Source organism: Alishewanella longhuensis, assembly GCF_014653435.1.
In the GTDB taxonomy this organism is placed as follows: domain Bacteria; phylum Pseudomonadota; class Gammaproteobacteria; order Enterobacterales; family Alteromonadaceae; genus Alishewanella; species Alishewanella longhuensis.
Window position 1 is genome coordinate 170,366 of sequence record NZ_BNAO01000005.1, and the last position, 18,390, is coordinate 188,755.

General features: G+C 47.3%; 19 protein-coding genes. 16 read left to right on the plus strand and 3 right to left on the minus strand.

All coding sequences use genetic code 11. The features are described 5' to 3' along the window. The first annotated feature begins 127 nt into the window (after positions 1-127). Positions 128-1,135 (plus strand): type I glyceraldehyde-3-phosphate dehydrogenase, encoded by a 1,008-nt coding sequence (gene gap, locus IE163_RS11700; RefSeq protein ID WP_189433154.1) that lies wholly within the window; start codon positions 128-130, stop codon positions 1,133-1,135. A 118-nt stretch (positions 1,136-1,253) separates the two neighbouring features. Next, positions 1,254-2,135: a D-hexose-6-phosphate mutarotase gene (locus IE163_RS11705; protein WP_189433155.1), complete on the plus strand. Its 882-nt coding sequence runs from the start codon at positions 1,254-1,256 to the stop codon at positions 2,133-2,135. Positions 2,136-2,164: 29 nt separating this feature from the next. On the opposite strand, the gene IE163_RS11710 is transcribed toward IE163_RS11705, so the two are convergent. Beyond that, positions 2,165-2,596: a hypothetical protein gene (locus IE163_RS11710; protein ID WP_229833545.1), complete on the minus strand. Its 432-nt coding sequence runs from the start codon at positions 2,594-2,596 to the stop codon at positions 2,165-2,167. A 291-nt stretch (positions 2,597-2,887) separates the two neighbouring features. Between IE163_RS11710 and ccoN the strand changes: the two genes are divergently transcribed. From ccoN to ttcA, 11 genes are all read left to right on the plus strand, one after another. Then, positions 2,888-4,315 (plus strand): cytochrome-c oxidase, cbb3-type subunit I, encoded by a 1,428-nt coding sequence (gene ccoN, locus IE163_RS11715; protein WP_189433157.1) that lies wholly within the window; start codon positions 2,888-2,890, stop codon positions 4,313-4,315. Positions 4,316-4,326: 11 nt separating this feature from the next. Further along, complete coding sequence (gene ccoO / locus IE163_RS11720; protein ID WP_189433158.1) at positions 4,327-4,935, plus strand: cytochrome-c oxidase, cbb3-type subunit II; 609 nt, start codon at positions 4,327-4,329, stop codon at positions 4,933-4,935. A gap of 5 nt (positions 4,936-4,940) precedes the next feature. After that, positions 4,941-5,123 carry a cbb3-type cytochrome oxidase subunit 3 gene (locus tag IE163_RS11725; RefSeq protein ID WP_189433159.1) on the plus strand — a complete coding sequence of 61 codons (183 nt, stop codon included), beginning with the start codon at positions 4,941-4,943 and terminating at the stop codon, positions 5,121-5,123. After that, positions 5,116-6,090 (plus strand): cytochrome-c oxidase, cbb3-type subunit III, encoded by a 975-nt coding sequence (ccoP, locus tag IE163_RS11730; protein WP_189433160.1) that lies wholly within the window; start codon positions 5,116-5,118, stop codon positions 6,088-6,090. Before IE163_RS11725 ends, ccoP begins: the two co-directional genes overlap by 8 nt. 80 nt (positions 6,091-6,170) lie before the next feature. Further along, positions 6,171-6,656: a FixH family protein gene (locus IE163_RS11735; RefSeq protein WP_189433161.1), complete on the plus strand. Its 486-nt coding sequence runs from the start codon at positions 6,171-6,173 to the stop codon at positions 6,654-6,656. Positions 6,657-6,669: 13 nt separating this feature from the next. Next, complete coding sequence (locus IE163_RS11740) at positions 6,670-9,051, plus strand: heavy metal translocating P-type ATPase (RefSeq protein ID WP_189433162.1); 2,382 nt, start codon at positions 6,670-6,672, stop codon at positions 9,049-9,051. Then, positions 9,048-9,230, plus strand: a complete 183-nt coding sequence (gene ccoS / locus IE163_RS11745) for a cbb3-type cytochrome oxidase assembly protein CcoS (RefSeq protein WP_189433163.1) — start codon at positions 9,048-9,050, stop codon at positions 9,228-9,230. The genes IE163_RS11740 and ccoS overlap by 4 nt, the downstream gene beginning before the upstream one ends. Then, the gene (locus IE163_RS11750; RefSeq protein ID WP_189433164.1) at positions 9,220-9,894 is read left to right on the plus strand and encodes a sulfite exporter TauE/SafE family protein; all 675 of its coding nucleotides are present in this window, start codon (positions 9,220-9,222) and stop codon (positions 9,892-9,894) included. Before ccoS ends, IE163_RS11750 begins: the two co-directional genes overlap by 11 nt. A 36-nt stretch (positions 9,895-9,930) precedes the next feature. Then, entirely contained in the window at positions 9,931-10,635 is a 705-nt protein-coding gene (gene fnr / locus IE163_RS11755) for a fumarate/nitrate reduction transcriptional regulator Fnr (protein WP_189433165.1), read from the plus strand. 102 nt (positions 10,636-10,737) lie between these two features. Then, a complete protein-coding gene (gene uspE, locus IE163_RS11760; protein ID WP_189433166.1) occupies positions 10,738-11,670 on the plus strand; it encodes a universal stress protein UspE in 933 nt (310 codons plus the stop codon). A gap of 68 nt (positions 11,671-11,738) precedes the next feature. Continuing rightward, entirely contained in the window at positions 11,739-12,656 is a 918-nt protein-coding gene (gene ttcA, locus IE163_RS11765; RefSeq protein WP_189433167.1) for a tRNA 2-thiocytidine(32) synthetase TtcA, read from the plus strand. 46 nt (positions 12,657-12,702) lie between these two features. Here the strand turns inward: ttcA and IE163_RS11770 are convergent, their stop codons facing one another. Further along, positions 12,703-13,572: a glucosaminidase domain-containing protein gene (locus tag IE163_RS11770; RefSeq protein ID WP_189433168.1), complete on the minus strand. Its 870-nt coding sequence runs from the start codon at positions 13,570-13,572 to the stop codon at positions 12,703-12,705. A 217-nt stretch (positions 13,573-13,789) separates the two neighbouring features. On the opposite strand from IE163_RS11770, the gene IE163_RS11775 reads away from it, so the two are divergent. Both IE163_RS11775 and IE163_RS11780 read left to right on the plus strand, forming a co-directional pair. Continuing rightward, positions 13,790-15,004: a pyridoxal phosphate-dependent aminotransferase gene (locus IE163_RS11775; RefSeq protein WP_189433169.1), complete on the plus strand. Its 1,215-nt coding sequence runs from the start codon at positions 13,790-13,792 to the stop codon at positions 15,002-15,004. An 84-nt stretch (positions 15,005-15,088) separates the two neighbouring features. Next, entirely contained in the window at positions 15,089-16,480 is a 1,392-nt protein-coding gene (locus tag IE163_RS11780) for an alanine/glycine:cation symporter family protein (protein ID WP_189433170.1), read from the plus strand. Between the two features lie 126 nt (positions 16,481-16,606). On the opposite strand, the gene IE163_RS11785 is transcribed toward IE163_RS11780, so the two are convergent. Then, positions 16,607-16,942 carry a YebG family protein gene (locus IE163_RS11785; protein WP_189433171.1) on the minus strand — a complete coding sequence of 112 codons (336 nt, stop codon included), beginning with the start codon at positions 16,940-16,942 and terminating at the stop codon, positions 16,607-16,609. 139 nt (positions 16,943-17,081) lie between these two features. On the opposite strand from IE163_RS11785, the gene IE163_RS11790 reads away from it, so the two are divergent. Then, positions 17,082-18,362 carry an anti-phage deoxyguanosine triphosphatase gene (locus tag IE163_RS11790; protein ID WP_189433172.1) on the plus strand — a complete coding sequence of 427 codons (1,281 nt, stop codon included), beginning with the start codon at positions 17,082-17,084 and terminating at the stop codon, positions 18,360-18,362. The last annotated feature ends 28 nt before the right edge of the window (positions 18,363-18,390 follow it).

The following is an 18,390-nucleotide window of genomic DNA, read 5'->3' on the forward strand; positions in this document are numbered from 1 at the left end:
CCGCTTTGAAGCTTGAAAATTATTCCGAATAATGTAATTTTACTACATACTTAATACCAGATATTCTTAGTGAATAAACTGATGAATACGTTTTCAAACAGTCTAGCACTTTAACAGCGGGGTTCTTATGTCTATTCGTGTTGCTATTAACGGTTTCGGCCGTATCGGTCGTAATGTTCTGCGCGCGCTCTATGAGAGCAGCAAAAACTACGACATTAAAGTGGTTGCCATTAATGATTTAGGTGATGCCTCAATCAACGCGCATTTGTTAAAGTATGATACAGCGCACGGCATTTTCTCGGCGAATGTAAGCAATGATGACAAAGCCATCTATGTAAACAATGACGAAATTCGCACTCTTAGCGTACGCAACCCGGCTGAATTACCCTGGGCGGAGTTAAAGATAGATGTGGTGTTGGAGTGTACTGGCTTATTTACCGATCGCAAAACGGCTGGCGCGCATTTAACTGCCGGCGCCAAAAAAGTGATTATCTCTGCGCCAGGTAAAGATGTTGATGCCACCGTAGTTTATGGTGTTAACCATAGTATTCTTACGCCAGAGATGAATATTATTTCTAACGCCTCTTGCACGACGAACTGTTTAGCGCCTATTGCTAAACCCTTATACGAAGCCTTAGGCATTGAATCAGGTTTAATGACCACTATTCACGCCTATACCAATGATCAACGTTTAAGCGATGTTTATCACACGGATTTACGTCGTGCTCGCGCGGCGGCGATGTCGATGATCCCAACCAAAACCGGTGCTGCAGCTGCCGTTGGTTTAGTGGTACCTGAGCTAAAAGGTAAATTTGATGGTTTAGCCGTACGGGTCCCTACGTTAAACGTATCGCTGGTTGATTTAACTTTTGTCGCTGGCCGTGAGACAACCGCTGAGGAAGTAAACGATATTATTCGTAAAGCCGCAGCGCAAAGCCCGATGAACCAGGTATTAGCTGTGAACGATCTGCCGCTAGTGTCGATAGACTTTAACCATAACCCGATGTCGTCTATTTTTGACGCCACTGAAACCCGCGTCTTGGGCCGTTTGGTAAAAGTGATGAGCTGGTACGATAATGAATGGGGCTTTAGTAACCGTATGCTCGACAACACCGTTGAGCTGATGAAGTTCTAATAGCACCCTAAACTAAGTGTGCTTAGTAGCAAACACCGCTTAGTCAGTATTTTAACAGCCAGCTCTCGCTGGCTGTGTTCGTTTTAGGTCGTTTTGCAAAAAATAACAGGAACTTGCCATGTCAAACGTTACTGCAATAACAGGCTTTGCCCACTTGCATGATTTACCCTGCTACCTGTTGTCATTTGGTGAGGCCAAAGTCGTGGTATCAAGCTACGGCGCTCAGGTGCTTTCCTATCAACCTAAACCTGACCAGGAACTGCTATGGTTATCACCACTAGCGGTGTGGCAGCAGCAACAACCCATTCGCGGTGGTGTACCGGTATGCTGGCCCTGGTTTGGCTCTGCCGATAGCAAGCTAAACCCACAACAACAGAGCTTGCCAAATCACGGCTTAGTGCGCACCCGCCACTGGACATTACAGCAAAGCAGAGTAACCGCAGATTACAGTGAACTGTGTTTAAGCGTTCAAGTAAAAGAGTTTCCCTATCAGGCAAAGAGTACGCCAACCAATAAAGCGGAGCCGACAAAAACCACCGAACTTCTTTTAAGCCTTCGCTTAACAGCAACTAGCCTGAGCATTAACTTAAGCTGTGAGCAATCGCTACTGCAACAAGCCGCCCTACATAGCTATTTTAAAGTCGACAATCTGGCACAAACCCAGGTAAACGGTATTGGCGAGCACTATCGTGATAAGGTATTGCAAAACCGCTTGGTTACCGCTGATCCAGACCTTCGCTTTAACAAAGAAATTGACCGCATTTACAGCCATGCAGCCGCAGAACTTGCCCTAAACAGTGCCTTACACCAAGTTGCCATTACACAGCAGGGGTTTGACAGCACTGTCGTATGGAACCCGGGCGAGGCGCGCAGTGCCACCATTGCCGATTTGGCCAAGGACAGTTATCAGCAGTTTGTTTGTGTTGAAAGCGCCCGCCTAGACTTAAGCAGCGAAGCGCCACTTTGCCTAACACAGTTTATCTCGTTACAGCAAAGCTAGCGCACGCGCCACGGTTTACCTAAACAGGTTTAACGCCAACTTGAGCTAAATTGCACGCTTTGCATTTCGCGGCGGCCATCAGCATAGTCTAACCAAAGATCCAGTTGCCATTGCATATCCGGATCCGAGCAGGCGCCTAAAAAAAACTCAGCAGTCCAAATTGCCGTTTCGCGCTCAGCTGTCACCTCAGCCTGACGCCACTGTAAAGGAATACGCCCCATATACATAGATACACCGCGCAGCTCACCATGCACCTTTACCAGTGCTGAGCGGGTTTCTATTGTCATGGTCAGCGGCGTTTCTACCGGGATCTGTGCCGGGCTTACCAACAAATGTAAGGTGGGTGTTTGCAGCAAAGTGGCTTGGCTGCTATCTTTTAACGGCGGCTGACAGCTAGCTAAGGTTAATAGCAGTAAGGATAAAAAGATTACTCGCACGCCCGGCTTACTATAAAAACACATCTAACAGCCATCATAATAATAGGAACTAAACTGCGAGTTTATCCTGAAACAACCCAAATAGACCAGCGCACTTATCAATTGTCTACAAATTAAGCATCGACTTTGTTCTACATCATAAAATGGGCGGCTTCGCCTATCTTTTATGGGGTAAAACTCGTATCATTCGGGCCAAATATAGTAGGCGCCATCAGGCACTAAGCTAGTTTTGCCGATAACGCGTACTTATAACAAGAAGGGCCACCAAGTTAGGTGGATTTTTAGTAACCAGCAAAAACTGCAGCGGAACTCAACATGAGCCAGACCAAACCGTTAAATGTTGAATACAACTATAGCGTTGTCCGCCTCTTTGCCATCACTACCGTATTATGGGGTATTGTTGGTATGGTGGTGGGTGTGTTAATTGCAGCCCAGTTATACTGGCCAGCGCTTAACTTTGATACTCCTTGGCTGACCTACAGCCGTCTCCGTCCTTTACATACCAACGCCGTTATTTTCGCCTTTGGTACCAGCGCTCTGTTCGCTACCTGTTATTACGTAGTGCAACGTACCTGTCAGGTACGGCTCTTTGCAGAAAAGCTGGCCATGTTTACCTTCTGGGGCTGGCAAGCTGTTATTGTTGCCGCCGCTATTACCTTACCTATGGGTTTAAGCCAGAGCAAAGAATACGCGGAGCTGGAGTGGCCCATTGATATTTTAATCACTGTGGTCTGGGTAAGTTTTGCTATTGTGTTCTTCGGTACCTTGGCTAAGCGTAAGACGAGTCATATCTATGTTGCTAACTGGTTCTATGGTGGTTTTATTATCACGGTAGCCGCGCTGCACATTGTAAACAGCATGGTGATTCCACTGCATTTAGGTAAGTCGTATTCTATTTATGCTGGTGCAGTAGATGCGATGGTGCAATGGTGGTACGGTCACAATGCGGTAGGTTTCCTGTTAACTGCAGGCTTCCTGGGCATGATGTACTACTTCGTTCCTAAACAATCTGGTCGTCCGGTTTACTCATACCGTTTATCTATCGTGCACTTTTGGGCACTGATTGCGTTATACATTTGGGCCGGCCCGCACCACTTACACTACACTGCCCTGCCTGACTGGACTCAGTCTTTAGGTATGGTGATGTCGGTTATTCTGTTCGTACCAAGCTGGGGCGGTATGATTAACGGTATTATGACGCTGTCTGGTGCCTGGCATAAGCTGAAAACCGATCCTATCTTACGCTTCTTAATTGTTTCGCTGTCGTTCTATGGCATGTCGACCTTCGAAGGGCCAATGATGGCTATCAAGTCAGTTAATGCCTTATCACACTACACTGACTGGACCGTAGGCCACGTGCACTCAGGTGCTTTAGGTTGGGTAGCCATGATTTCTATCGGTGCTATGTACCACCTGATCCCGGCGGTTTACAACAAAAACGGCATGTATAGCTTAAAACTGATCAACACCCACTTCTGGTTACACACTATTGGTGTCGTGCTGTATATCGTGGCCATGTGGATCAGCGGTATTATGCAGGGCATGATGTGGCGCGCAGTAAATACTGATGGCACCTTAACTTATAGCTTTGTACAAAGCTTAGAAGCCTCAATGCCATTCTACCTGATGCGCTTTATTGGTGGTGTATTCGTGGTAGCCGGTATGTTGATTATGGCCTACAACGTTTATAAAACTGTTAGTAGTAAGCACCCTGCGGCTGAGCCCGTAGCGGCAGCAGCGTAAGGAGACTGAAGATGCAAAAGAATCATCATGAAAAAGTCGAAAAAAGCGTTGGCTTACTGGGTATTCTGACGATTGTTGCAATCAGTTTTGGTACCTTAGTACAAATTACACCACTGATGTTTATGGATGAGACCACTCAACCTATCGATGGCCTGAAGCCTTATACGGCGCTGCAAATGGAAGGTCGTGACATCTTTATCCGTGAAGGTTGTACTAACTGCCACAGTCAGATGATCCGCCCTTTCCGTGCTGAGGTGGAGCGTTACGGCCACTACTCTGTCGCCGGTGAAAGTGTTTGGGAGCATCCATTCCTGTGGGGTTCTAAACGTACTGGCCCAGATTTAGCTCGTGTAGGTGAGCGTTACAGTGACGATTGGCACCATGCGCATTTAATGGACCCTCGGTCAGTAGTACCACAATCCAATATGCCAGCTTATCCATGGCTAGATAAGAATGTGCTGGACGGTAAATATACCGCCAGAAAGCTGGAAATATTCCGTGGCTTTGGTGTGCCTTATACCGACGAAGATATCGCCGGTGCTGCTGATGCAGTAAAAGGCAAAACTGAAATGGAAGCCCTGATTGCGTACCTGCAATCACTGGGCACAGCATTGAAGTAATGGCTATGGAATTTGCAACAGTTCACAGCATTTTGACGTTGATCCTGTTCGTATCCTTTGTTGCGTTCGTAATTTGGGCTTACAGCAAAAAACGTAAGCCTGATTTCGACGAAGCAGCCAACTTGGTATTTGACGACGAACCGGAATCAAAAAAACAACATTCTAAGCGGGAGTCAGAGCATGAGTAGCTTCTGGAATCTTTGGATTTGGGTACTAACCATACCGGTATTAGTTCTGTGTGTGGTCTTGTTACTGTGGAACCTGAAAAACTACGTGGGTGTACCTGAAGATGAGACCACGGATCACGAAGTTGATGGCTTAAAAGAACTGAATAATCCACTACCCAAATGGTGGACCTACATGTTCTTCGCCACGCTGATTTGGTCGGTATTTTATCTGGCAGCCTACCCAGGGCTGGGTAACTATAAAGGCTTTTTAGGCTGGACCAGCTCTAACCAGGGAATTAAATCACTGGAAGAATCGCGTCAAGCGGTAGAGCTAGCCCGTGCTGAAGGTCGTCATGTCGCACTGGATGTAGAAAATGCCAGAGCTGATGAGATTTACGGCCCGGTATTCCAGCAGTTTGCTAAGCGTGATGTGCTGGATCTAGCGTACGATACAGAAGCTCTGAAAATCGGTCAGCGCTTGTTCTTACAAAACTGCTCCTTGTGTCATGGTTCAGATGCCCGCGGTCAACGTGGCTTCCCGAACCTGACTGACAATGACTGGCTGTACGGTGGCACGCCTGAGAAGATTAAAGAAACCTTACTGTATGGCCGTAAAGCTGCGATGCCAGGTTGGGAAGCCGCTCTGGGCGACCAAGGTATCAAAGAAATGACAGCTTACGTTTTACAATTATCTGGCCGTGCCGTTAATGAGCAAGATGCCGCTGCCGGTCAAGCTAAGTTTGGTATGTGTGCCGCCTGTCACGGTGTAGATGGTCGCGGTAGCGTGGCCCATAATCTGCCCTTTGGTGCGCCTAACCTGACTAACAATATCTGGTTATACGGTGGCTCTTCTGCGGCAATTGAAGAAACATTGCGTCATGGTCGCTATGGTGTGATGCCAGCCTTTAAAGATACCCTGGGTGAAGACAAAGTTCATTTGTTAACTGCCTATGTTTATCGGTTAGCCAATCCGGAAGATCTTCGCTAACACCTGTGCTAACAAGCCTGTTAGCAATCTGGTAGAATCTAAGCCCCGTAAAGGGGCTTAGTTATATAAAGAGGTAACCTATGCAGCTAGATACGAAACCCTGGTATAAGTATGTTTGGCCCTGGGTGCTTATTGCCATCCCGGTAGCCACTGCGTTAAAAGCAGTTCATAGCGTGATCATTATGCAGCAACACAAACCTGAGATGGTCATCGATGATTACTATCAGGCAGGTAAAAGCATTAATTTGCAGTTAGCAAAATACCGCGAAGCCGCTTTACGCAATCTGGACGCCAGTATTTTAGTCGCTGGTAACAGAGCAGTGATCCGTTTTACCGAAAATGCCGTGCTGGGAGAGAGCATTCATTTAGATTTTTATCACCCTACCCTAGGCGAGCACGACTTTGCCGTTGATGCCGAGCGCAGTGGCGAATTACTTTATGTTGCTACCCTTCCCCTCACCCCAAATGGCCGTTGGCGCCTGACAGTGTCAGACGACACTCAGGAGTGGCGCTTGCGCGCTAATTTAACCTTGCCAGCTGAGCAAGAAATTAAACTGGGTTACTAATAAGGATCCGGCCTTGAGTGCAGTAAAGTGCTTCCATTGCCATGAGCCGGTGCTTACCGGTGACCGTTTCACCCTACAACTCGACAATCAGCAACAGCCTTTTTGCTGTGCTGGTTGTCAGGCTGTCGCCGAGACTATTTTTAGTAATGGCTTGCAAGATTATTATAAATTCCGCACCGAATCAGCGGCTAAAGTGGCCGCCATGCCAGAACAATTGTTGGCAGAGCTCGCCAGCTTTGACAACGCCGAGGTGCTGGCAGACATTAGCCGCCAGCACGACAATTTAACTGAAATCGAGCTATCCATTAGCGGGATGAGCTGTGCAGCTTGCGCCTGGCTAATTGAAAAACAGTTAAAGCAGCAACCGGCTATCGCCAGTGCGGCCATTAACGCCTCTACCCAGCGCGCTCTGCTGCGCTTTGATAGTAATCTGTTACCGCTTAGTCAGATTTTAAAAACCATTGCGGCGTTAGGCTATCAGGCCAGCCCCTTTGTCGCCGATCAGGAAGAGCAGGTTTTTAAAAATGAATTAAATCGCTACCTAAAGCGCTTAGCCGTATCGGGCATTCTCACCATGCAGGTGATGATGCTGGCGTTTGCACTCTATTTTGGTGAATACACCGGTATTGAAGCCTCACACGAGGGCTACCTGCGTTGGATCAGCATGTTACTAACGATACCCGTGGTGCTGTATGCCGCTAAACCCTTTGTGCTCAGTGCCTGGCGCAGCACCAAAGCGCGGCAGATGAATATGGATGTACCGGTTACGCTGGCGCTTTATTACACCTTTTTTGCCTCAAGCTATGCCACGATTTTTCATACCGGAGAAGTGTATTTTGAGTCGGTTTGTATGTTTACCTTTTTACTGCAGTTGGGTAAATTTTTTGAGTTCCGGGCCAGAGCACAAGCCAGAGAGGCCACCAGTAACCTGCTGAAAATTATGCCGGTAACGGCAACACAGATAACTGAACACGGACCTGAACCTACCTCTGCCAGACGCCTGCAAGCCGGAGATATTATTTTAGTCAAAGCCGGCGAAACCCTGGCAGCCGATGGCACTGTGCTGGAAGGAAATAGCTCGGTAGACGAATCTATGCTAACCGGCGAATACCGGCCTATCAGTAAAACCACGGGTGATGCGGTGCTGGCGGGCAGTATTAACCATGATGGCTTACTAAAGGTGCAGGTAACCAGCGTATTGGCGCATTCCCGCCTTGGCCAGATTATTCAGTTGCAGCAGCAAACCCTCAGCCAAAAGCCCCGGCTGGTAGAAAAAACCGACCAGCTAGCCAAATACTTTGTGGAGCGCTTATTAGTAATAGCCGTACTGACCTTTTTGTTATGGTATTTCTGGTGGAATCCCGATCGGGCATTTTGGGTTACGCTATCGGTGTTGGTTGCTACCTGCCCTTGCGCGCTCAGTTTGGCTACCCCTACCGCTATTACCTGTGCCCTGGCCCGCTTAAACCGGCAGGGGGTTCTGATAAAAAATGCGCAGGCCCTAGAAACCTTGCCCGACATCAGTCACATAGTGCTGGATAAAACCGGTACCCTGACCGAGGGCAAATTTAGTATCAGCCGGCTCAGCAGCTTTACTACGCAGTTTAGTGAGGCAGAGATACTTAACCTCATCGCAAACCTGGAACGTTATTCAGAGCACCCTATTGCCCGCGCTTTTGCACCACACTTTAGCCAGCAACTTGAGCTAACAGCGGTTGAAGTGACTATCGGTGCTGGCATAATGGGGTACTGGCAAGGGCAGCTATTGCGGGTTGGCAGTGCCGCTTTTTGCCAGGTCGCTACCAAGACTGATGCCATGGTGTATATCAGCTTGAATGGTGAAGCGCTGGCTGCAGTGCATTTAGAAGACAAACTGCGCGCTGAAGTACCGGCCCTGATCAGTCAGTTGCAGCAGCAAGGATACCAGCTGGGGATGCTTACTGGCGATAGCTCAGCCCAAGCCGAGCAACTAAGTAGCGAGCTTAATCTTAACTTTATGGTGAAAGGCTGTAGCCCAGAACAAAAAGTTGCAGAGATCCAACAGTTAATTGCTAAAGGTGCTAAGGTGCTGATGCTGGGAGACGGGATTAACGACAGCCCCAGCTTTAATGCGGCCCATATCTCGGTTGCAGTGCATTCGGGTACTGATTTGTCAAAAAACCAAGCCGATGTGGTGCTGTTACAACCCGATCTGCGCTTGGTGCAAAAATTGCTGGTTGGTGGCGCCACAACCGCCAAAATCATTAAACAAAACCTTGGTTGGTCCGTAGGGTACAATCTGGTTATTATCCCGTTGGCAGTGGCCGGCTTTGTTTCACCTTATATCGCGGTAATAGGTATGTCATTCAGCTCTTTGCTGGTGGTGTCCAACTCGCTAAGGTTACTAAAAAAATGAGTATCATTTATGTACTAATACCTATCGCTATTTTATTTGTGGCCATTGGTATTTGGATCTTTTTCTGGGCGGTTCGTTCTAAGCAATTTGAAGATTTAGAAAAAGAAGGCTTTAGTATTTTGTTTGATGAAGACAACAAAGCTAAAGCAGACGAGCAAAAAAAGCCTGATGATCGCTGATTATCCCGCGGCGCTGCTTATCGGTTTATTGGGCAGCAGCCACTGCTTAGTAATGTGCGGCGGCATTGTTGCCGCGCTGCAGTTTTCTATGCCCACTCAAAGCCGCTGGCAGAAATTACGGCTGCAGCTGTTACTTAGCCTCGGCCGTCTTAGCACCTATGCACTCTTTGGTGGCGTGGTAGGGTATTTTGGTGCTACCGCAATGGGATTGGCCGGCGCCTCTTTAGTTTGGTTAAGATTAGTCGCTGGTTTACTGCTTGTTGCCATGGCGCTCTATATCGCTCGCTTGTGGTTTGGCCTAACGCTGCTTGAGCGGCTGGGGCAAGGGCTCTGGTCTAAGGTTCAGCCCTATACTAAACGGTTACTGCCGCTAGATAGCGGCCTAAAAGCCTACAGTTATGGCTTATTATGGGGCTTTTTGCCCTGTGGTCTGGTTTACTCTACCCTAAGTTGGAGCCTGGCTAGTGGCAGCGCCTCTGCCGGCGCCTTGTTAATGTTAATGTTTGGTCTGGGTACCCTACCTGCTTTACTGGCGTTCGGCGCTGCGGCTAACGCCCTTACCCAACTCAAAAATCAATTGTGGGTTCGTTATACTGCAGCATCACTACTGGCTATTTACGGTATTTATACGATATGGCTTGCTTTGCAGAGGCTAGTTTTTTAAGCTAGTAAGCGATTTTAGGGATAATAGGATCTCCGCATGCAACGTTCCGCGATAAATTGTCAGGACTGTGGTTTTAGCCAGCTATGTCTGCCATTTTCACTTAGTGATCAGGAAATGAGTAAGCTGGATGATATTATTCAGCGTAAGCGCCCCTTGCATAAAGGCGATATTTTATTTGAAAGCGGTACGCCGTTAAAATCCTTGTATGCGATTCGCACCGGCTCTTTTAAAACCTTTACCTTAACCGAACAAGGTGAGCAACAAATTACCGGTTTTCACTTACCCGGCGATGTGATTGGCTTTGACGCCATTAATACCGAGCAGCATGCCAGCTATGCGGAAGCCCTGGAAACCGGCATGATTTGTGAGATCCCTTATAACAACCTGGAAACGCTGCTTGGGCAATTACCCAAACTGCGCCAGCAAATGATGCGTTTGATGAGTCAGGACATCCAGGCCGATCAACAAATGTTATTACTACTGAACCGGAAAACCGCAGAGCAGAAACTTGCTACGTTTTTAAGCCACTTAGCGTCACGTTATGCTAACAGGGGATTCTCGGCTAAAGCGTTTCGACTGAGTATGACACGCAGTGATATCGGTAATTATTTGGGCTTAACGGTAGAAACTATCAGTCGTTTGCTGAGCAAACTGCATAAAGACCAAGTAATTGATGTAGATGGCAAGCTGATTACTATTATAGACGCAGCCGCTTTAAGTAACCTGGCGGGTCAATGTTAAAACACACTTTTTATTGATTTACCACAATCGACAGTTTCCTATATCAGGCTATCTTGACTACACTAAATTTATATAGCCCGGCAACCTGATAAGGGAAACAAAATGTCATTATACAATAATGTATTAGTCGTACTTGATCCCACTTCTGATCATCAAAAAGCCTTAGATCGCGCGCTCGAACTAGCGCGTCGGCAAGGCTGCAAACTTACCGCTTTTCTCTCCGTCTATGAATTTTCTTATGAGATGACCACCATGCTCTCTGGCGACGAGCGCGAGTCAATGAAGCAGGCTGTGATTAAAGACCGGGAATTGTGGATAAACGACTTTCTGCAAGCGCCACGCGAGCAAGGTCTGCAACTTGATATTAAAGTGGTTTGGCATAACCGGCCTTTTGAAGCGGTGGTAAAAGCCGTACTGGAAGAGCATTACGATTTAGTGATTAAGGGCACACATGATCATGATGTATTAAAATCCATGATCTTTACCCCAACCGACTGGCACATCTTGCGCAAATGTCCCTGCCCGGTGTTATTGGTGAAAGAGCATGACTGGCCTGAACAAGGCAATATTATCGCTGCTGTCAATGCAGGCAGTGAGCAAGAGCATCACCTGTCGTTAAATCAGCGGGTAATTCATAAAGCGCAGCAAATGGCAAAACTGCTAAACGCCAAGGTACATTTAGTGAATGCTTACCCGGGTACACCAGTAAATATTGCGATTGAAATCCCAGAATTTAATCCGCAGGAATATAACAGTACCATGCAGCGCCATCATAAAGATGCGGTACTCGGTTTAGCCAAAGCGCACGACATTAACGCCGAACAATGTCATGTGCTGGAAGGTATGCCAGAAGATGTTATTCCAAAACTGGCGAAAAGATTAGATGCCGAAATGGTGATTATTGGCACCATTGGACGTACCGGATTATCTGCGGCCATTATCGGCAATACCGCTGAACATGTCATCGACCGGCTGGATTGTGACGTCCTGGCATTAAAACCAGCCAACTTTGTTTGTCCGCTGGAAAAAAGCTAGCTAACAGCCTTTGGTAAAACGGCTGCCTTGGGTATAATGGCGGCCTTTTTTCCATCAGGTAGTTGATAATGTCACACGCAGCTGAAGCAAAAGCGCAATATAATCTAAACAAACTGCACAAAAGACTGCGCAGAGGTGTTGGGCAGGCGATTGCCGACTTTGGCATGATCGAAGATGGCGATAAAATTATGGTCTGTTTATCTGGCGGGAAGGACTCTTATACCCTGCTGGATATTCTGCTTAATTTACAGCAATCTGCACCTATCAACTTTAGCATTATCGCCGTTAATCTCGATCAGAAGCAGCCTGGCTTCCCGGCCGAGGTGCTGCCTAACTATCTTAGCAGTATTGGGGTGGATTTTAAGATTGTTACTGAAAACACCTACTCTATCGTTAAAGATAAAATCCCTGAAGGCAAAACCACCTGCTCGCTCTGCTCACGCCTACGCCGCGGTATTTTATATCGCACAGCTAAAGAGCTAGGTGCCACTAAAATTGCCCTGGGGCATCACCGCGACGATATGTTAGAAACGCTGTTTTTAAATATGTTTTATGGCGGCAAAATGAAGTCGATGCCACCGAAGCTAATCAGCGACAATGGCGAGCATATCGTGATCCGGCCCTTGGCTTACTGCAAGGAAAAAGATATTGAGAAATACTCCGTCGCTAAAGGCTTTCCGATTATTCCTTGTAACCTGTGTGGCTCGCAAGACGGCTTGCAACGTCAGGTAGTAAAAGAGATGCTACAAGACTGGGATAAACGTTTTCCTGGCCGGATTGAAACCATGTTTCAGGCGATGCAAAATGTGGTGCCGTCGCACCTGGCAGATAAAAACCTGTTTGATTTCGCCGGTATCAGCAAAGAAAATGCCCTTAACCTGGAAGGCGATACCGCCTTTGATAAAGCGGCAGTGCCAAGTGTACCCGTTGGGCTGGAGATAGATGAAGACGACGCACTGGTAACGCAGGCCGTCGAGTTAGCCTGATTTTAGCAGCCTGCTCAGGCCGCAGCCTGAGCAGCAGTCGTTTAGATTAACCGTCTTCTAATAAGCGGCGGTTAAAACGAATCATTGCCGTAATTTCCGCAATATATTCGGTCCCCCGCTCCGAGTAAGCCATTAAACCATTCGCCAGATATTCTGCCTGTAACGGCCGGTTTTCTGCCCGTAGCTCGGCGCGAATTTGCCGCAGTGACTCATAGGTGTGAAAAGTATTTAAATTGTAGAAATAACTGCGAATAGCCAGGGCTGGGCTCTCAAAACGCGCCACTTCATGAAACTGATCTTCAGCCCGATTTAATGGCACCATGCCACAGCCTTCGCGAAAGCACCACTGCCCGAAAAAGTTATAGCCTTCAACTGCAAAACGGCTGGTGCCCCAGGCGGACTCATTCGCCGCCTGCATTAATACCAGGCTTTCGGGAATAACATCGACCCGCAACAGTAGCTCCTGTAACGACGCCAGATCCGTTTCAGCCACATCTAAGCGGAACTCCTCGTACAGGCTATAAAGAAAAGCGTACTCTTCGATGCTAAGACGCATCTTTTTTTGCTTTTTTTCCGCGATGTCTAATAATTGCTCACGCAACAGCTGTAACCGCTGATTTTCCTGACGGACATAAGGCCGTAAATAAGAGAAAAATGCCTGCTTCTTTGCATTTACATCGGCAATGGCGTTAAAGTCTGGTAAAGGCTTTTTCGCGATATCGGCACGTGGGTAGGCCAACCGCTGTAGCAGTTTCTTCTGATCAACATCCGATAACGCCGATAAGCGGCTTGGGATCTGCCAATCTTCCAGTGACTCTGGTTCTTTTAGCGGTTCTAATTGACTAAAAGGCTGTAGCATGGCGAAAAGCACCAGCAACCAACCTGCTACCAGTAATAACTTACGAATAAAGAGCATCAACCACCTTTTTTGTGAAACTTGACATTAAAAAAGTACTAAATCGACTATATTTTAGCCGGCTATTCTACCGGTTTTAGAGCAAAGATTCGACCAAAAGTTTTAAAGCCAGTTTTTTTCAGCTTTTCGCGCTGAAATCATTGCAAATTTTTGCTGGCTGATAAAGACTACAAGCTGCTTTTGGCAGTCTGGATGGATAAGGTTAGCAGGCAACGATATGAAACCAATAGAGCGTTCCACAAAATTAGATGGTGTATGTTATGACATTCGCGGGCCAGTGGCGCGGGAAGCACGCAGAATGGAAGAAGAAGGCCATCGCATTCTTAAACTCAATATTGGTAACCCTGCCCCTTTTGGCTTTGAAGCGCCGGATGAAATTTTAAAGCACGTTATTCATAACCTGCCTACGGCCCAGGGTTATTCTGACTCGCAAGGCATCTATCCAGCCAGAGTAGCAGTGGCGCAATATTATCAACAGCGCGGCATCCTCGGTGCCGATGCCGACGATGTGTATATTGGTAACGGCGTCTCTGAACTGATACTAATGTCATTACAGGCACTGTTAAATAATGGCGATGAAGTATTGGTTCCGATGCCTGATTACCCACTTTGGACGGCGGCAGTGAATTTAGCGGGTGGCAAGGCGGTGCATTATCTGTGTGACGAGCTGCAAGACTGGCTGCCGTCATTAGAGGATATTAAAGCCAAGATCAGTAAGAAAACCCGCGCGATAGTGCTGATAAACCCCAATAATCCAACCGGCGCCGTTTACGATAAGGCTTTTTTATTAGAGCTTTTGAAAATTGCCCGTAACCACAAGCTAGTGGTACTGAGTGACGAAATTTACGACAAGGTACTGTACGATGGCACCGAGCATGTCAGCACAGCTGCCTTGGCAGATGATTTAGTAATGCTGACTTTTGGCGGTTTATCAAAAAATTACCGGATTGCAGGCTTTCGCATTGGTTGGTTATTTATATCCGGCGCTAAGCAGTTAGCAAAACACTATATTGAGGGTTTGAATATTCTGGCCTCAATGCGCCTTTGCGCCAATGTACCCTGCCAACATGCGGTACAAACGGCATTAGGCGGTTATCAAAGCATTAATGAGCTAGTGGTGCCGGGTGGCAGATTGTACGATCAGATGGATTTAGCGCATAAATTGGTCACGCAAATTGACGGCATTAGCTGTATGCGACCGAAAGGTGCCATGTATTTGTTTCCAAAGATTGACTTGAAAAAGTACAAAATTAAAGATGATGAGCTATTTGTACTGGATTTCCTGCGCCAGCATAAGGTGTTATTGGTACATGGCCGCGCTTTTAACTGGCCAGAGCCGGATCATTTCCGCATTGTTACCTTGCCGCATAAAGAACAGTTAACCCAGGCTATTACCAAGCTGGCGCAATTTCTACCCGGCTACAGTCAGTAACTCCCGGCAAAGCCGTTTTCATTAAGCACGAGCAGCCCAAGCTTGGCTGGTCGTGCTAACTACACAACTCCTTGGATAGGTTGAATGACTGCAGAATTTTCTTTTCAAGCCGTATTTGAAGCCTTTACCACCCAGTTAGCTGCGGTGGTGTTTTATGCCTTTAATTTTAATGGCGTTGATATTCCACTCGTGATGATTTGGCTCATTTGCGGTGCGGTTATCTTTACCCTGTATTTGGGGTTTATCAATATTCGCGGCTTTGGCTATGCTATTAAACGGCTGTTTGCTAAACCGGAGGCTGGCAGCAGTGGTGAGATCTCGCCTTATAAAGCCCTAACCACTGCCTTGTCTGGCACTGTTGGTACCGGCAATATTGCCGGCGTAGCGGTAGCCATTAGTTTAGGCGGCCCCGGTGCGACCTTTTGGATGATTATGGCGGGTTTACTTGGCATGTCGACCAAGTTTGTGGAATGTACCCTGGCCGTGAAATACCGCCAGCAACATGCCGATGGCTCCTTCTCTGGTGGGCCTATGTATTATATTAAAGCGGCGTTGGATAAGTATCATCTACCCACACTTGGTACTTTTTTGGCGCTGTTTTTTTCTGTCGCCGTTATTTTTGGATCTGCTGGTTTTGTCCATGTTAACCAAGGCTTTGTGCAGGTGCAAAGCGTTACCGGCTTTGCTAACCCTTGGCTATTTGGCGTGATCTATGCTGCCTTAATTGGTGCCGTCATTATTGGCGGGATTAAAAGTATCGCCAATGTCACCAGTAAGCTGGTGCCGACTATGTGTGCCATTTATTTGCTGGCCGCTTTTATTGTTATTGGCCATCATCTTTCTGACGTGCCGGCCGCACTGCTGCTGATTGTGCACAGCGCCTTTGCCCCCGATGCAGCCTATGGTGGCTTTATTGGCGTGCTTATTCAGGGGTTTCGCCGCGCGGCCTATTCCAATGAAGCCGGTATTGGTTCCTCGCCTATTGCCCATGCTGCCGCTAAAACCAAAGATCCGGTATCACAAGGCTTTGTTGGCTTACTCGAACCCTTTATTGATACGGTGGTCATTTGTACCATCACCGCTTTAGTAATTATTCTAACCGGTGCCTATCAGGTGCAGGGCCTGGATGGTGTGCAAATCACCTCAGGCGCCTTTGCCTCAGTTATTGACTGGTTCCCGGTAGTGTTAATGGTTGCTTTGCTGTTATTTGGCTTTTCTACGGTGCTGAGTTGGTCGTATTACGGTTTAACCGGTTGGCGTTATATTGTCGGAACCCGGCCAGCATTGACCACGCTGTATAAAATACTGTTTTGCGGTATGGTCTCAATGGGGGCAGTGCCAAGCATAATGGCGGTGTTTGATTTTATCGATTCGATGATTTTCTTAATGGCGATACCCAATATTCTGGCGCTGTACTTATTACTGCCGGAAGTAAGAGCCGATTTAAAACGCTATTGGGCAGCTCGTAAAGTCTGATAAGCACAACGGTGCTAATAATGGACTCACAAAACTGGACTTGCAAAAATCGCTTGTAGCTGCGCTTATTAGCTACCAGGTTGCAGCTAGTCACAACCTGGTTTGCTAAGTGTTATATCAATGCGGTTAGGCAGCTTGTTCAGCTTTAGGCGATTTTTTAACTGCCGTTAGCGTTACCTGCTCAGGCTCAGGCTCCGCTGCTACTGACTCTTTAGTCGCGGCTTTGGCAGGGGCTTTTTTAGCGCCTAAGGCGACTAACAACTCGTCTTTTTGCTGCGCTAAATACAGTGCCAGGCTCTCGGCCTGTTGCTCTGTGGCTAACAGCGTGCTGTCTTGCAGTAAAACTTGCAAGGCATCTGCCATATCGAGCATTTTGTCATAGGCATCTGCCTCAGCTTTAGAGGTAAACGTCATTTTTTCTACTCCATTGCGCTCTACAACATATCTGGTGATAACAGCCATTTCTTTACCCTCTGCTAGAAAACTGTTTATTTATACAGTATAAAATCGATTACGTCTAGCGCTCGCGCTGACTATCGCATCTTCTGCCTAATTGGTTTAGTATAAATACTTGAAAATAGACAGTTTCAGCGGAGAAATTATGGATGCTATCTGGGCAGAACGTCGTTCAGCCGCACCGGGAGACCGGCCGTTAGATCATCGCACACCATGGCAACGGGATCGGGCCAGGGTTTTACACTCTGCTGCCTTTCGGCGCTTGCAATCGAAAACGCAAATTCTGGGCATAGGCCAAAATGATTTTTACCGCACTCGTTTAACCCACTCCTTAGAAGCCGCACAAATTGGTACGGGGTTGCTCAGCCAATTACGTTTGAAAACCGCAGAACCATTACGCGCCATTCTGCCAGACGACAGCTTAATGGAGGCGCTGTGTTTAGGCCATGATTTGGGCCACCCGCCCTTCGGCCATGGCGGTGAAACAGCTTTAAATTATAAAATGCTGGCCTATGGCGGCTTTGAAGGTAACGGCCAGACTTTAAGGATTGTCGCCAAACTAGAACCCTATACCGAACAACATGGCATGGATCTGACGCGCCGTACCTTACTAGGCTTATTAAAGTATCCGGTACTACAACCCGCACTGATCGCACCTACTAGTGCAGATAATCCGCTGAGTTTAGCGAACTGGAAACCAGCAAAGGCTATTTTTGCTGCAGATAAGGCTATCTTAGACTGGATCCTGGCACCGCTTAACCCGGCTGAGCGGCAGCTATTTCAACAAACAGACGAACTAACACAATCTCCTTGGTTGAAGTCGCGACATAAATCGTTGGACGCTTCAATTATGGAGCTGGCCGACGATATCGCCTATGGTGTACACGATTTAGAAGATGCCATAGTGCTCGGTAATATTAGCGCAGCCCAATGGCATGCTTTTACCGCTGCACCTTTTCAAACATTACCGATACCTCTACAACAGCGCTTAGCGCAATTAGCAGATAAACTCTTTGCCAAAGCTCATCATTTACGTAAAGACGCCATTGGCTCGCTGGTCAATCAGTTAATCACCTCTGTGACCTTAGTTGAAAGCTTGCCAGAGTGCCAGACAGCATTAATCCGCTATAACGCTACTTTGGCAGAGCACGAACAATTTATCCTGCAAACCCTAAAACAATTAGTCTATCGCTGCGTGATCCAACAGCCCGCGATCCAGCAATCACGTTTTCGTAGCCAGAATATGCTGCTAAAGCTGTTTGACGCCTTTGCCTCTGACCCAGAGCGGCTATTACCCCTTAATACGCAGCAACGCTGGCAACAAGCTCATAGCCTAGACGCACAGCAACGGGTAATTTGTGATTATATCTCCGGCATGACCGATGATTATGCCGAACGGATGTATTTAACTTTGTTTGGGAACTAAACAGCAACCTTAGCAACAGCCAAAAGGA

Bases quoted from the DNA above. Each gene is read 5' to 3' on its own strand.
- gap (WP_189433154.1), top strand. From the start codon at position 128: ATGTCTATTCGTGTTGCTATTAACGGTTTCGGCCGTATCGGTCGTAAT.
- IE163_RS11705 (WP_189433155.1), top strand. From the start codon at position 1,254: ATGTCAAACGTTACTGCAATAACAGGCTTTGCCCACTTGCATGATTTA.
- IE163_RS11710 (WP_229833545.1), bottom strand. From the start codon at position 2,596: ATGTGTTTTTATAGTAAGCCGGGCGTGCGAGTAATCTTTTTATCCTTA.
- ccoN (WP_189433157.1), top strand. From the start codon at position 2,888: ATGAGCCAGACCAAACCGTTAAATGTTGAATACAACTATAGCGTTGTC.
- ccoO (WP_189433158.1), top strand. From the start codon at position 4,327: ATGCAAAAGAATCATCATGAAAAAGTCGAAAAAAGCGTTGGCTTACTG.
- IE163_RS11725 (WP_189433159.1), top strand. From the start codon at position 4,941: ATGGAATTTGCAACAGTTCACAGCATTTTGACGTTGATCCTGTTCGTA.
- ccoP (WP_189433160.1), top strand. From the start codon at position 5,116: ATGAGTAGCTTCTGGAATCTTTGGATTTGGGTACTAACCATACCGGTA.
- IE163_RS11735 (WP_189433161.1), top strand. From the start codon at position 6,171: ATGCAGCTAGATACGAAACCCTGGTATAAGTATGTTTGGCCCTGGGTG.
- ccoS (WP_189433163.1), top strand. From the start codon at position 9,048: ATGAGTATCATTTATGTACTAATACCTATCGCTATTTTATTTGTGGCC.
- IE163_RS11750 (WP_189433164.1), top strand. From the start codon at position 9,220: ATGATCGCTGATTATCCCGCGGCGCTGCTTATCGGTTTATTGGGCAGC.
- fnr (WP_189433165.1), top strand. From the start codon at position 9,931: ATGCAACGTTCCGCGATAAATTGTCAGGACTGTGGTTTTAGCCAGCTA.
- uspE (WP_189433166.1), top strand. From the start codon at position 10,738: ATGTCATTATACAATAATGTATTAGTCGTACTTGATCCCACTTCTGAT.
- ttcA (WP_189433167.1), top strand. From the start codon at position 11,739: ATGTCACACGCAGCTGAAGCAAAAGCGCAATATAATCTAAACAAACTG.
- IE163_RS11770 (WP_189433168.1), bottom strand. From the start codon at position 13,572: ATGCTCTTTATTCGTAAGTTATTACTGGTAGCAGGTTGGTTGCTGGTG.
- IE163_RS11775 (WP_189433169.1), top strand. From the start codon at position 13,790: ATGAAACCAATAGAGCGTTCCACAAAATTAGATGGTGTATGTTATGAC.
- IE163_RS11780 (WP_189433170.1), top strand. From the start codon at position 15,089: ATGACTGCAGAATTTTCTTTTCAAGCCGTATTTGAAGCCTTTACCACC.
- IE163_RS11785 (WP_189433171.1), bottom strand. From the start codon at position 16,942: ATGGCTGTTATCACCAGATATGTTGTAGAGCGCAATGGAGTAGAAAAA.
- IE163_RS11790 (WP_189433172.1), top strand. From the start codon at position 17,082: ATGGATGCTATCTGGGCAGAACGTCGTTCAGCCGCACCGGGAGACCGG.